This window comes from Micromonospora sp. CPCC 206060, from assembly GCF_036906895.1.
Taxonomy (GTDB): domain Bacteria; phylum Actinomycetota; class Actinomycetes; order Mycobacteriales; family Micromonosporaceae; genus Micromonospora.
On sequence record NZ_JBAKHU010000047.1, the window covers coordinates 39,293 to 52,291 of the forward strand.

Consider the following 12,999-nt stretch of genomic DNA (forward strand, 5'->3'; position numbering starts at 1 on the left):
CCGGTCAGACGCTCAGGTTCCCGGTGTCGCGCACCCGAGGCCCGGCGGTCGGCATGCTCCGGTCGGCCAGGCCCTCCTCGACGCACCCGGTGTGGTGCAGGTAGGATCCGTCGCCGAAGCCGCCGTCGGTCAGCTTCAGCCGACCGCCGGTGAACTGGGTGCCGACCGCCGCGTACCGGTTGCGGCCGGACTCGATCCGCACGTGCGCGGTCTCGCCGTCGCCGGCCGTGCTCAGGTAGCTGCCCAGCTCCCAGCGGACGGCACCGGTGGCGGCGTCCCGGGAGAGCAGCGCCTTCGCCGCGTTGGTACCCCGGACCACCGCGCCGCCGCCGACGGTGATCCGCTGGTCGGCGGCGGCGGCCAGCTTGATGCCGGTGTCGGTGAACGTGCCGCCGGTGATCCGCACCTCGGCGGCCTTGACCACGATCGGGGCCGCGTCGGGCGCCCCGGTCAGGGTCACGTCGGTCAGGTGCAGCGCTCCGGTGCCGTTGAAGGTGTGCCCGTTGACCCCGGTGATGGTCGACCGGACCAGGTGCACCGGCACGGTCACGTTCGGCTGCACCACCTGGGTGGCCGGCGCGGCCAGCTTGAAGGTGCAGCCCTCGATGATGTTGGGCCGCCCGGAGCGGGTGGAGGCCTGCGAGATGATCAGCGTGTCGTCGGCCGAGCAGCCGCGCATCTGGATGCCGTCGGCGTTGACCCAGAGCATGCCGGAGCCGGCCAGGCCGGCCTTGCGGATCACCTGGACGTCCTCCAGGGTCAGGTCGGTGACCTTGACCCGGGCCACGAACCACGAGCAGACGTGCTTGCGGACGGTGATCCGCTTGGCCGCCGATCCCCATGCGGCACCGGAGTTGGCGAAGGTCATCAGCCCGGAGTTGCCGGTGTAGACCAGGTCGTGCTCGTACTGGCCGTGGGTGACGAACGGGCCCTGGTCGTCGCCGTCGCCGTGACAGTTGGTCACGTAGCAGTACGCCGAGGCGGTCCAGTCGTTGAGGTGCCGGGCGTTGGAGGTACGGCAGTCCTCGACGTGCCCGTAGAGGCAGTAGATCTGCTGGGTGAGGTAGCCGGCCCCACCCCAGGTGACCGAGGTCGGGTTGGTCAGCGTGCACCGGGCGGTGTGGAAGTAGGTGCTCCAGCGGCGCATGATCACCGGCCAGAAGGTGCCGGTGGCGTCGATGTCGGTGGCGTCGCAGTGCACCGCGTACTCGTAGGCCAGCGGGTGCGAACCGGTGTACTGGTCGGCGCCGTTGCCGGTGAAGACCAGGTTGCGCACGTGCACCCGGGCCACCGGCTCGACCCGGGTCCAGGTGAGGGTCCGCCCGGCGGCCAGCTCCCAGCCGTTCTTGTAGTTGATCCGGATGTGTGTGCCGTCGATGATCTGGGTGACCTGGACCAGCTTCTGGAGTTCCTTCTCCCAGCGACCGGCGAGCTGGTTGACCTCGACGGCGTACCACTGGCCGACGGCGAACTTCGCGGAGTCGGCGACCTGGAACGAGTCCCAGCCCTCCAGGACCGTCTCGGTCAGGGTGTGGGTGTGCACCTGCTCGGTGACCTTGCCCTTGAAGAAGAGCACGGCGGCGAACGGGTCGTCCCGGCCGGCGTCCTCGATGCCCTTGGTGGACATGGTGTGGCCACCGAAGTCGAACTCCAGGTCGCTGCGGAAGAACGTGTGCCGCTTGACGAAGTGCAGGTCGGAGTGGGCCTCGATGCGGTACACCGTCGGGTCGTTGACCATCGCGTCGAGCGCGGCGTCGGCCGGGGCGGTCGCGTCGAAGATGCCGAAGTGCCGGAACTCGACGACGCCGCTGTGCAACTGGTGCCAGCGGCCGGGCGCCGGGGCGCTGCGGTGCGGGTCGAGCACGGTACCGCCGTTGCCGGCGGTGGTGCTGGCCGCGACCCAGCGGACCAGCCGGGCGCCACCGTCCCCGGCGGCGTGGTACCCGTCGACGTGCACGACCTGCCCGTCGTGCAGCTGGTCCAATGGAATGCCGAGCAGCGCGGCGACGGTCGGGACGTGTCCGATGGTGTCCCGGCCGGGGCTGAGCGGCTCGGTGGCGGTGGCCGGCTCCTCGGGGGCGGCGTACGCCATCGAGGTGGGCATGGCCAGTGCGGTGCCGGCGAGCGCCAGGCCACCGAGGCCGGAGGCGCGCAGCAGGGTACGGCGGGTGGTCGGTTCGGAGCTGTTCACGGGGGTACTCCTTGTCCGGGGAGCAGGTCAGAGGGTGAGGTTGTCGCCGGTGGCGACGTGGGCGGAGTCGGCGGGCAGCGCGCGGCCGACCCCCTCCTCGACGCATCCGGTGTGCAGCAGGGCCGATCCGGTGCCGAAGCCGGCCTCGGCGAGGACCAGCCGGCCGCCGGAGAAGCGGGCACCGACCGCCCGGTACCGGTTGGTGCCGGTCTCGATCCGGACGTGCGCGGTTTCGGCGTCGGCCGCGCTGCTGGTGTAGTCGCCGAGTTCGACCCGGACCTTCCCGGTCCCGGCGGCCCGGGACAGCAGCGCCCGCCGGGCGTTGGTGCCGGTGACCCGGGCGCCGCCGTCGACCACCAGGCGCTGGTCGCGGACTGCGGACAGTTCGATGCCGGTGTCGGCCAGGGTGCCGCCGTGCACCACCACCTCGGCGCTGCCGATGCTCAGCGGTGCCGCGCCGGGTGTGCCGGTCAGCGTGCAGTCGGTGAAGTGCACCGGCCCGGCGCCGCGCATGATCGCGCCGTCCAGGCCACGAAAGGTGGTCCGGACGAAGTGCACCGGGTTGCTCACCGGGGTCTGCACGATGACCGTTCCGGCGGGCTGGTCGAAGTCGCAGTCGGCGATGATGTTCGGCCGGCGGGAGCGGGCCGAGCGCTGGGCGATGCTCAACGTCCGCGCCGAGCAGCCCCGCATCTGGATGCCGTCCGCGTTGACCTGGAGGGTGCCGGCCGGGTCGAAGGTGGACCGGGCGATGACCCGGACGTCCTCCAGGGTCAGGTCGGTGATCTTCGTGCCGGCCACGAACCAGGAGCAGACGTGCCGGCGGATGGTGATCCGCTTGGCGCTGATGCCCCACTGGCCACCGCTGTTGGCGATGTCCATCAGGCCGGAGTTGCCGGTGAAGACCAGGTCGTGTTCGTACTGCCCGTGGGTGGTGAACGGGTTGCCACCGGCGTCGTCGCCGTCACCGTGGCAGTTCTCCACCGTGCAGTAGGCCGAGGCGGTCAGGTCGTTGAGGTGCCGGGCGTTGGAGCTGCGGCAGTCGACGATGTGCCCGTAGAGGCAGTAGATCTGCTGGGTGAGGTAGCCGGCGCCGCCGTACATCACGGTCGGCGGGTTCTTCAGGGTGCAGTTCGCGGTGGTGAAGTGGGTGCACCAGCGGCGCATGATCACCGGCCACCAGGTGCCGGTGGCGTCGATGCCGGAGACGTCGCAGCGGACCGCGTACTCGTACGCCACCGGGTGGGAGCCGCTGTACTCCCGGTCGTCCGGGCCGGAGCCCGGGTACTCGCCGGTGAAGGCGACGTAGCCGAGGAAGACCATGTTGCGCACGTGCGCCCGCTGCACCGGCTCGACCCGGGTCCAGGTGATGGTGCGGCCCGGGGCCAGTTCCCAGCCGTTGAGGTAGTTCACCCGGATGTGCGTACCGTCGACGATTCCGGTGACCTGGACCATCTTCTGCAGGTCCCGCTCGTCCCGGCCGACGAGCGAGTTGCTGGTCGCGGTCCACCACTGGCCGACCGCGAAGCGTCCGGAGTCCGGCACCTGGAACACGTCGGAGAGTTCCGGCACCGTCTCGGTGAGGGTGTGGGTGACCGTCGTGTCGGTCACCGTGCCCCGGAAGTAGAGCACCGCGCCGAACGGGTTGTCGTGGATGTTGCGCTCGATACCGTCGGTGTGCACGGTGTGCCCACCGAAGTCCAGCTCGATGTCACTGCGGTCGAAGGTGTGCCGCTTGACGAAGCGCAGGTCGGTGTGGGCCTCGATCCGGCGGATCGACGGGTCGGCCACCATCGCGTCGAGGGCGGCGTCGGCCGGGGTCTCCCGGTCGAAGATGCCGAACATCCGGAAGTCACCGACCCCGGTGTGCAGGGCCAGCCAGCGGCCGGCCGGCCTGCCGTACGGGTCGTGCACGGTGCCGCCGTTGCTGGCGGCGGTGCTGGTCGGGTCCCAGTGCAGCAGGATGCCACCGCCGTCACCGGGGGCGTGGTACCCGGCCACCCGCACCACCGTGCGGGCAGCGAGCGTGGCGGGGGCGATCAGGCGGAGCGCGGCGACGGTGTCCGCCTGGAGCACCGGGTCGCGGGGGAGTGCGGACGAGCCGGGTTGACCCATGGCAGCCTCAACCTTCGGGTCCGGCCGTACGGCGGGGCACCGTACGGCGGTGGGGGGTGGCCGGCGTACGGCGGGACGCCGTGCACCGGGCAGAAACCGTCGACCGGCGGGCACGCCGGTGGGCGGGGGAGGGTCGGGCGAACGCGCGGGGCGCGCAGGCGGCGGAGCTGCTGACCGGATACGTCCCGTGACCGGGGCTGCGGTGCGACGGGAGTCAGCTGTTGCCCGAGATGCGTCGCGGTGGACCGCGACCGTCCCGGTGCACTCCGGACGGGTCGCGACCTGGTCGCGGGCCCGTCGCGGCGGGGGCCGGGACGTTGGCGCAGACGTTAAACAGCAGGTGGAGGCGGTGTCAAGACGGCGTAGCCGAGTCGGGTGGAGATCAGCTCGGCGGCCTGCCGGACCTGCCGGCCGAGTTCCTGGTACCGCCAGCTCGGCAGTCCGAGCTTCAGACCGGTGACGCTGATCGCCCCGGCGCAGCCGCCGGAGTGGTCCCGCAGCGCGCTGCCGATGCAGAACACCCCCTCGGCGTCCTCCTCGTCGTCGAGCGCGTACCCGGCCTGCCGGACGTCGGCCAGGTGGGCCAGCAGCGAGTCGAGATCGGTGATGGTGTGGTCGGTACGCCGGGGCAGGCCGACGCGGTCGATCAGCTCGCTGACCTGGGCCGGGGTCATCTCGGCCAGCAGCGCCTTGCCCAGCCCGGTGCAGTGCGGCAGTTCCCGGGTGCCCATCCGCAGCTCGATCTGGATCCGCTCGCCGTTGCTGACCTGGTCGATGACCACCGCGTGGGCGCCCTCGGGTACGGCCAGCCGGGAGCTGAGCGCGGTGTCCCGGGTCAGCGCGGTGAGCACCGGCCGGGCGATGTCGCGCAGCGAGAGCTGCTCCTGGGCGCGTACCCCGAGCCGGGCCAGGGTCATCCCGAGCCGGTAGCGCCGGTTCATCCCCTCGCCGTCGTCGGCGGCCAGCCCGTGCTGGCAGAGGGTGTGCAGGGTGGCGAAGACCGCGCTCTTGGACAGCCCGCAGGCCCGGGCCACGTCGGTGACGCTGAGCCCCTGGCCCGGGGTGGCGGCGGCGAGCGCCTCCAGCACCTCGGCCGCGCGGCTGACGCTGCGCACCAGGTAGCGGGAGGTGTCCGCATCTTCGGTGACGGTCATGGTCCTTCTTTCGGACAGGAACACCGGCCGTGTTCGTCAAGGCCGAACAGCGTAGCAAATTTGTTCGGGAAAAGCGTCGCACCTGTGTTGACCATAGCGATCAGGCGTGCCTAGTATCCCGAACAGCGTTTGGTAATACCGAACAGTGTTCTGAAATTTCGACAAGTTCCTCCTGCGGCGGAAGACACCGCGGGGTCCGCGACCGGGCTGGGTGGCGGACGCCGCACCGATGAGGAGTTAGGTGTGAATCCACGTTCGGCCCCGTCCGGTACCTCGCTCGCCGAGCGGGCCCGCCGGGTCATCCCCGGTGGCGTCAACAGCGGGCAGCGCAGCATCCCCGGCCTCACCGACCTGGTGATCACCCGGGCGTCCGGCGCGCGTTTCTGGGACGCCGACGGGCGCGAGTACACCGACTACCACGCGGCCTTCGGGCCGCCCCTGCTCGGCCACAACGACCCCGATGTCAATGCCGCCGTCGCGGCGGTCGGCCAGCGGCTCGACCTGTGCGGCGTGGCCGTCACCGACGGCGAGGTGGAACTCGCCGAGACCCTGGCCGAGCTGATTCCCAGCATCGACAAGGTGCTGCTCACCAGCACCGGCAGCGAGGCCACCTTCCACGCCCTGCGGGTGTCCCGGGCGGCCACCGGCCGTCGGCTGGTGGTCAAGTTCCAGGGCTGCTACCACGGCTGGCACGACTCGGTCAGCCTCAACGTCATCTCCGCCCCGGACCGGGTGGGCGTACCCGACCCGATCTCCACCGGCATCCTGCCGGAGGTGCTCGACGCGACCCTGGTGCTGCGCTTCAACGACGTGGCGGCGGTCCGGGCGGCCTTCGCCGAACACGGCGCCGACATCGCCGCGGTCATCGTCGAGCCGGTCCCGCACAACGTCGGCTGTCTCCTGCCCGACCAGGACTTCCTGGCGGCCCTGCGGGACGAGTGCACCCGGGCCGGCAGCGTGCTCATCTTCGACGAGGTGATCACCGGTTTCCGGCACGACCTCGGCGGCTGGCAGCGGATCAGCGGGATCACCCCCGACCTGACCACCCTCGGCAAGGCCATCGCCAACGGCTACCCGATCGGGGCGCTGGGTGGCCGGGCCGACCTGATGGACCTGTTCAGCACCCGCCCCGGGGCGCCCGCGTTCTTCGCCGGTACCTACAACGGCCACCCGGCCGTGGTCGCCGCCGCGCTGGCCACCCTGGCGAAGCTCCGCGACGAACCGGTGCACGAGCACGTCTACCGGCTCGGCGAGCGGGTCCGCGCCGGGCTGGCCGAGGTCTTCGCCGGCCTCGACGTGGACGCCGTGGTGACCGGGTACGGCTCGGTCTTTGTCAGCTACTTCATGTCCGGGCCGGTTCCCCGTACCTACGACGACCTGCTGCGCAACGATGCGGGCATGTTCATCGGCTACCGGCGGCGGCTGTCCGAGCACGGCATCTTCGAGCTGCCGCTCAACCTCAAGCGCAGCCACATCTCGTACGCGCACACCGACGCCGACGTCGACCACCTGCTGGAGGCCACCCGGACGGCGGTCGCCGACACCCTGGCCGCCGGTGGGGTGACCGAACTGTCGGGTACGGCCACCATGGGTGGCGCGCAGGCGGGTACGGCCACCATGGGTGGCGCGCAGGCGGGTACGGCCACCATGGGTGGCGCGCAGGCGGGTACGGCCACCATGGGTGGCGCGCAGGCGGGTACGGCCACCATGGGTGGCGCGCAGGCGGGTACGGCCACCATGGGTGGCGCGCAGGCGGGCGGGGCCGGAGGGGCGTCCTGATGCTCACCGTCGACACCACCCGCCCGGTCGGTCCGGCCGGCCGGATCAGCCGGGTGGAGACCCTCACCCTCGGCACCGCCTGGCGGGACTTCTCCTACGTGCGGGTGCACACCGACACCGGGCTCTCCGGCGTCGGCGAGATCACCCACCCGTACCGGGGGCGGGAGACCTGCCAACTCGCCGAGGCGATGGCCGGCCGGCACCTGATCGGCGCCGACCCGTTCGACGTCGAGGAGATCTGGCTCCGGCTCTACCAGGGCGACTTCCTGCGCGGCGGGGACGTCGGCGGAATCGTGCTCTCCGGCGTCGACCAGGCGCTCTACGACCTGATGGGCAAGGCGCTGGGGGTACCGGCGTACCGGCTCACCGGCGGTGCCTGCCGCGACCGGGTCCGGGTCTACGCCAACGGCTGGTACACCGGCGACCGGGAGCCGGCCGCCTTCGCCGAGCGGGCGGTGGCCACCGTCGCCCGGGGCTACACCGCGTTGAAGTTCGACCCGTTCGGCGCCGGGCTCGGCGAGCTGTCCCGCACCGAGCTGCGCCGGTCGGTCGACATCGTGGCCGCGGTCCGCGACGCGGTCGGCCCCGAGGTGGACCTCTTCGTCGAGGGGCACGCCCGGTTCGCCATGCACACCGCCGTGCGGCTGGTCCGCGAGCTGGAACCGTTCGACCTGGGCTGGTTCGAGGAGCCGCTGCCCTGGACGCACATCGAGCGGTACGCCGAACTGCGCGCCCGGGCCACCATGCCGATCTCCGGCGGCGAGCACTTCCACAACCGGTACGAGTTCGCCCGGCTGTTCGCCACCGAGGCGGTCGACATCATCCAGCCGGACCTGTCGATGGCCGGTGGGTTCACCGAGGTCCGCAAGCTCGCCGCGATCGCCGACCAGCACGCGATGGTGGTCGCCCCGCACAACTCCAACTCACCGTTGTGCACCACCGCCTCGGTGCACGCGGTGCTCGGGATGCCGAACTTCAAGATCCTGGAGACCTTCGACGGGTTGCTGGAGTCCTACGTCTTCGACGCGGTACGCGGTGCACTCCCGGTGGTGGACGGGCACATCGCGCTGCCCACCGCCCCCGGACTCGGCATCGAACTGGTCGACGAGGTCTTCGCCGAGCACCCGCCGAGCCACGGCTTCTGGAACATGTTCGCCGAGGGCTGGGAGAAGCGGGACCGGCGATGATCGTCGACGTGCACTCGCACCTGTTCGACTGCCCGGAGCACGTCGGCGACCCGTTCGCCGCCGAGGCGGCCCGGGCGCACGGTGGCGAGGTGGACCTGACGGTGCGGTGGTCGCAGTACGCGGCCACCGCCCCGGCGGACACCCGGACCATCGTGGTCGGCGGCAAGGCCCGCCGCTCCGGGCTCTGGGTCGACGACGCGGCGGTGGCCGGGTACGTGGCGGCCCACCCGGACCGGCTGACCGGCTACCTGGCCCTGGACCCGACCCAGCCCGGCTGGCGCGACGAACTGGAGCACGGCCACCGGGATCTCGGCCTGCGCGGCATCAAGCTGATGCCGATGTACGCCGGCTTCGATCCGGCCGACCCGGCGTACGACGACCTGTACGCCTACGCCGAGCGGCACGGCCTGCCGCTGCTGGTGCACACCGGCACGACCTTCGTCTCCACCGCGCCGCTGCGCTACGCGCTGCCGGTGCACCTGGACGAGGTGGCGATCCGCCACCCGGAGCTGCGGATGGTGCTGGCCCACCTCGGCCACCCGTACGAGGGCGAGTGCATCGCGGTGATCCGCAAACACCAGCACGTCTACGCGGACGTCTCCGCGCTGCACTACCGGCCGTTCCAGCTCTGGCACAGCCTCCGGCTGGTCCAGGACTACGGGGTCTGGCCGAAGCTGCTCTTCGGCAGCGACTACCCGTTCACCACCGTCGACGCCTCCGTCGAGGGGCTGCGGACGGTGGGCCGGGTACCCGGTATCCCCGGCCTGGACCCGCTCGACGTCGAGCAGATCGAGCAGCTCATCCACCGTCCGTCGCTCGACCTGCTGGGGTTGTCGTGACCGCCGTACCGCCCGCCGGCGCCGGTGGGCCCGTCGGGGACGGCCCGCCCGCGCTGCCGCCGTCGTTCGACCTGACCGGCCGGCTGGCGGTCGTGACCGGCGCCGCCCGGGGGCTGGGTGCCGCGTTCGCGGTCGGGCTGGCCACGGCCGGCGCCGACCTGATTCTGGTGGATCGGCCCGGGGTGGACCTCGGTCCCGTCGCCGACCAGGTGACCGGGCTGGGTCGGGTCGCGCACCGGTACCCCTTCGACCTGGCGGACACCGAGGCGATCGGTGCCCTCGTGGACCGGCTGCGCTCCGCCCACGGCCCGCTGCACATCCTGGTCAACAACGCCGGGGTGGCCCGGCTGGAGCACTTCAACGAGATCACCGTGGCCGGTTGGCGGGAGCTGATGCGGGTCAACGTGGACGCGGTCTTCTTCCTCGCCCAGCGGGTCGCCGAGCACATGATCGCCGACGGTGTGTCCGGGCGGATCGTCAACATCTCCTCCAAGAACGGCCTGATGGCGGAGGCCGGACTGGCCCACTACAACGCCTCGAAGGGCGCGGTCGAGCTGCTCACCCGCTCGCTCGCCGCCGAACTGGGGCCGCACGGCATCACCGCGAACACGATCGCCCCTGGCATGATCGCCACACCGATCGACGGAAAGTTCCCGTTCGACCGGGCGGCCTTCGAGGCGGCCTGGGAGCAGCGCATCCCGCTGCGCGGCGGGTACGGGACCCCCGCCGACTGCGTGGGTGCGCTGCTCCTGCTCGCCTCGGACGCCGGCCGGTACATCACCGGCACCCATCTCGTGGTCGACGGCGGGGTGCTCGCCGACCAGATGCCCCGGCTGCGGTTCATGCCGCCGTACCGCAGCACACTGCCCTAGATCCACTCGGTTCCCAGGAAACCGGGGTGACCGGGGACGGGTGATGGCCCGGTTTCCTGAGAACCGCGACGGGCGGCGCGCGGCTGGGGCAGGGCCGCGACAGGCGGCGGCTGGGGCAGGGCCGCGACAGGTAATGGCGGCTCAGCCGGCACCGAAGCAGACGAAGGCCGCCGCCGTGGCGTGCGCCGCCCCGTCGGTGCCGGTGTCGAAGGCCCGCTGGGCGTCGGCCAGCGCCTGCGCCGGGGGCACCCCGGCGCGCATCCGCCGGTGCAGGTCCAGCATCAGCGTGGTGGTCAGGTCCGCCGGTACCGGCAGCACGGTGGCGATCAGGCTGCGGGCGCCCAGGGCCAGCAGTACGGCGGTGAACCCCATCACCTCGTCACCGGGGCGTACCCCGGACAGGCCCGAGTCGCAGGCCGAGAGGACCACGCAGCCGGGCGGGTGGGGCAGCCGTTCCAGTTCGTACGCGGTCAGCGGACCGTCGGCCAGCTCCAGGGTGGAGAACAGCGGGTTGTCGGCCCGGAACGTGCCGTGTGCGGCGATGTGCGCCAGACCCGCCCCGTCCAGGGCGCCGGTGACCGCCTCGACGGTCGCCCCGGCGCCGGTCAGCACCCGGGGCGCGGCCAGCACCCGGGCGAGCTGGCGTACCTCGGTCTCTGCGGCCGGCAGCCGGGGACCGGCGGCCAGCACCGGCGGTCCGTCCGGCGCGGTGCGGTCGCCGGCCCGCAGCCACGCGGTGGCCGAGGGGGCGACCGTCACCGGGCGCCCGGTGACGGTCGGCAGGGCGGACCAGGGTACGGCGTGCAGCGCGCCGATCGGCACGAGCACCAGGGGACGGTCGGCGAGCTGTCGGCGTACCGGGTCGAAGAGCTGGCGGTCCAGGGCGGTGGCCGCGTAGCCGACCCCGGCCCGGGCGCTGGCCGTGTCCCCGGTGGTGACCAGCCGGCGCAGCCCGAACCGGTGCGCCCGGGCCAGCCGGACCGCCTCGGCGAGCGACCCGAGGTCGTGCAGGCTGGCCCGGCCGTCGCGGACCAGCACCGCCCGCAGCCGGTCCCCGTGCGCCACCAGTTCCAGCAGGACGGCCGGCCCCAGCGCCCCGGTGAGCGCGCGTACGCCCGGTGGCGCGACCAGTCCGCCACCGCCGCCCACCGCCCGGGTGAGCTGGAGGATGCGCTGTTCCAGCCGGGCCTGGCTGCGCCGCAGCGCCTGTACCGGGTGGCCGGCCAGCAGCGCGTCCTCCAGCGCGGTACTCACCATCCGCAGTTCGGCGAGGGCGGCGGCCAGTTCGGGATCGGCCGGTGGCTGGACGGCCCGCATCCGTAGCGCGTTGGCCCGCCACCGCTCGGCCCAGGTCAGTACCTGGGCCGGGGCGCCGGCACGGACCGCGATGTCCAGGCCCTCGGCGGCCAGTTCCCGCCCGTGCGCGCCACTGTGCGCGCGCAGTTCGGTGGCGCCGAGCGCGGCCCGGTGGCCGTCCAGCACGGCCAGTCCCCGGCGCAGGGCCCGTGCCGCGCCCCGCTCGTCCCCGGTCATCCGGCGGGACAGGGCCAGCGCGTACCAGCCCTGGGCCCGCCGGGACGCGGTACCCCGGCGGTGTGCCCGCGCGGCCACCGCGAGCAGTTCGGCGGCCCGGCCGGTCCGGCCCAGCGCGCCGGCCAGCCGGGCGGCCTCGATCCGGGTGGTCAGCGCCGGATCGGGCCAGCCGGTGGCGTCGAGCCGGTCGGCAGTCCGCACCATCGCGGCGAGCAGCGCCGGGCTACGGGTGCCCCGGGCGTACTCGGCGCGCAGCGCGACGTGTCCGGCGAAGGCGGCCCAGATCCGGCGTCCCTGGCGGCGGAACCGGGTCCGGGCCGCGTCGGCGGCCCCGGTGGCGGTGGCCAGGTCCCCGGCGACCAGCGCGGCCCGGGCCCGGGCCAGCAGCGCCTCGGCGAGGTCGGAGGCCATGCCCCGGCGGCGCAGTTCCCGGACGGCGGTGTCCGCCACCTCGACCGCCTCCTCGACCAGCGGCACCGACAGCAGCAGCTCGAACCGGTCGAGCAGCAGCGCCGGTCGCGGTACGTTCAGCCGCCGGTAGTCCGCGTCGGCGGTGGTGAAGCAGCGCAGCGCCCCGGCGATGTCGCCCCGCTGGCCGGCGGCGATGCCGATGTTCCAGCGCACGTCGGTGGCGGCCAGGTCGAGCCCGAGCCGGCTGAAGATGGCCGCCGACCGGGTCAGGTCGTCGGTGCCCCGCCCGTTGCCCCGGTGGGCGTTGAGCAGCCCCCGGTTGTTCCGGGCCCGGGCCTCCAACAGCAGGTCGGCCTCGCGTTGGGCGATCTCGACCGCGACGCCGTAGGCCCGGATCGCCTCGGCGAACCGGCCCCGGTAGTGCAGCACCACCCCGCGCTGCATCCGGGCCCGCCCGGCGTCCGCGCCGGTCAGTCGGGGTAGCGCGGCGCCGACCGCGCGGAGTGCGGCGGTGGTCTGCCCGGCGTTGGCCAGTACGTAGCCGAGGCTCATCCGGGCCAGTGCCCGGACCCGGGGGGACCGGCCGGTCCGGGCCGCCCGGCGCAGGTGCCACAACGCCCCCGGCAGGTCGTTGAGTTCGCGCAGCGCCAGCCCGATGGCCCGTTCGGCGGTGGACCGCTCGTCGGCGTCGACCCGTCCGGCGAGTACCTGCCGGCCGATGGCGATCGCTTCGCGGGGATAACGCTGGACGTTGTCCAGGGCGGTCTGCGCCGTGGGGGCGCCGGGGCCGGCGCTGACGACCATGCATGAAGAATCCCCGACCGGTGCGGCACGGTCAATGTCGGTTTCACCGGAGTGACTGGTCAGGTGCTCGTCGGCGGGTCGGCTTGACCTGGGTCGTTCGGGTTGGATCATGGT

The 12,999-nt window shown here is 72.9% G+C and carries 9 protein-coding genes; 5 read left to right on the forward strand and 4 right to left on the reverse strand.

Annotated elements, in window-relative coordinates:
* Positions 1-4: 4 nt before the first annotated feature.
* Together V6U90_RS24180 and V6U90_RS24185 are read right to left on the reverse strand one after the other, a co-directional pair.
* A complete protein-coding gene (locus V6U90_RS24180) occupies positions 5-2,191 on the reverse strand; it encodes a hypothetical protein (RefSeq protein ID WP_334440953.1) in 2,187 nt (728 codons plus the stop codon).
* Between the two features lie 27 nt (positions 2,192-2,218).
* Positions 2,219-4,306 (reverse strand): hypothetical protein, encoded by a 2,088-nt coding sequence (locus V6U90_RS24185; RefSeq protein WP_334440955.1) that lies wholly within the window; start codon positions 4,304-4,306, stop codon positions 2,219-2,221.
* A gap of 56 nt (positions 4,307-4,362) precedes the next feature.
* Between V6U90_RS24185 and V6U90_RS24190 the strand changes: the two genes are divergently transcribed.
* Positions 4,363-4,497, forward strand: coding sequence for a hypothetical protein (locus V6U90_RS24190; RefSeq protein ID WP_334440957.1), 135 nt, complete (start codon positions 4,363-4,365; stop codon positions 4,495-4,497).
* Between the two features lie 138 nt (positions 4,498-4,635).
* Here the strand turns inward: V6U90_RS24190 and V6U90_RS24195 are convergent, their stop codons facing one another.
* Positions 4,636-5,460, reverse strand: a complete 825-nt coding sequence (locus tag V6U90_RS24195) for an IclR family transcriptional regulator (protein ID WP_334440959.1) — start codon at positions 5,458-5,460, stop codon at positions 4,636-4,638.
* A gap of 243 nt (positions 5,461-5,703) precedes the next feature.
* Between V6U90_RS24195 and V6U90_RS24200 the strand changes: the two genes are divergently transcribed.
* The 4 genes from V6U90_RS24200 to V6U90_RS24215 are packed head-to-tail and all read left to right on the forward strand — an operon-like array spanning position 5,704 to position 10,137.
* Complete coding sequence (locus V6U90_RS24200) at positions 5,704-7,239, forward strand: aspartate aminotransferase family protein (protein WP_334440961.1); 1,536 nt, start codon at positions 5,704-5,706, stop codon at positions 7,237-7,239.
* Positions 7,239-8,426 (forward strand): mandelate racemase/muconate lactonizing enzyme family protein, encoded by a 1,188-nt coding sequence (locus tag V6U90_RS24205; protein ID WP_334440962.1) that lies wholly within the window; start codon positions 7,239-7,241, stop codon positions 8,424-8,426. Before V6U90_RS24200 ends, V6U90_RS24205 begins: the two co-directional genes overlap by 1 nt.
* Positions 8,423-9,265, forward strand: a complete 843-nt coding sequence (locus V6U90_RS24210) for an amidohydrolase family protein (protein ID WP_334440965.1) — start codon at positions 8,423-8,425, stop codon at positions 9,263-9,265. The genes V6U90_RS24205 and V6U90_RS24210 overlap by 4 nt, the downstream gene beginning before the upstream one ends.
* Positions 9,262-10,137, forward strand: a complete 876-nt coding sequence (locus V6U90_RS24215) for an SDR family NAD(P)-dependent oxidoreductase (protein ID WP_334440967.1) — start codon at positions 9,262-9,264, stop codon at positions 10,135-10,137. Before V6U90_RS24210 ends, V6U90_RS24215 begins: the two co-directional genes overlap by 4 nt.
* Before the next feature lie 141 nt (positions 10,138-10,278).
* On the opposite strand, the gene V6U90_RS24220 is transcribed toward V6U90_RS24215, so the two are convergent.
* On the reverse strand, positions 10,279-12,885 hold the full coding sequence (locus V6U90_RS24220; protein WP_334440970.1) for a CHAT domain-containing protein: 2,607 nt from the start codon (positions 12,883-12,885) through the stop codon (positions 10,279-10,281).
* Positions 12,886-12,999 lie beyond the last annotated feature (114 nt).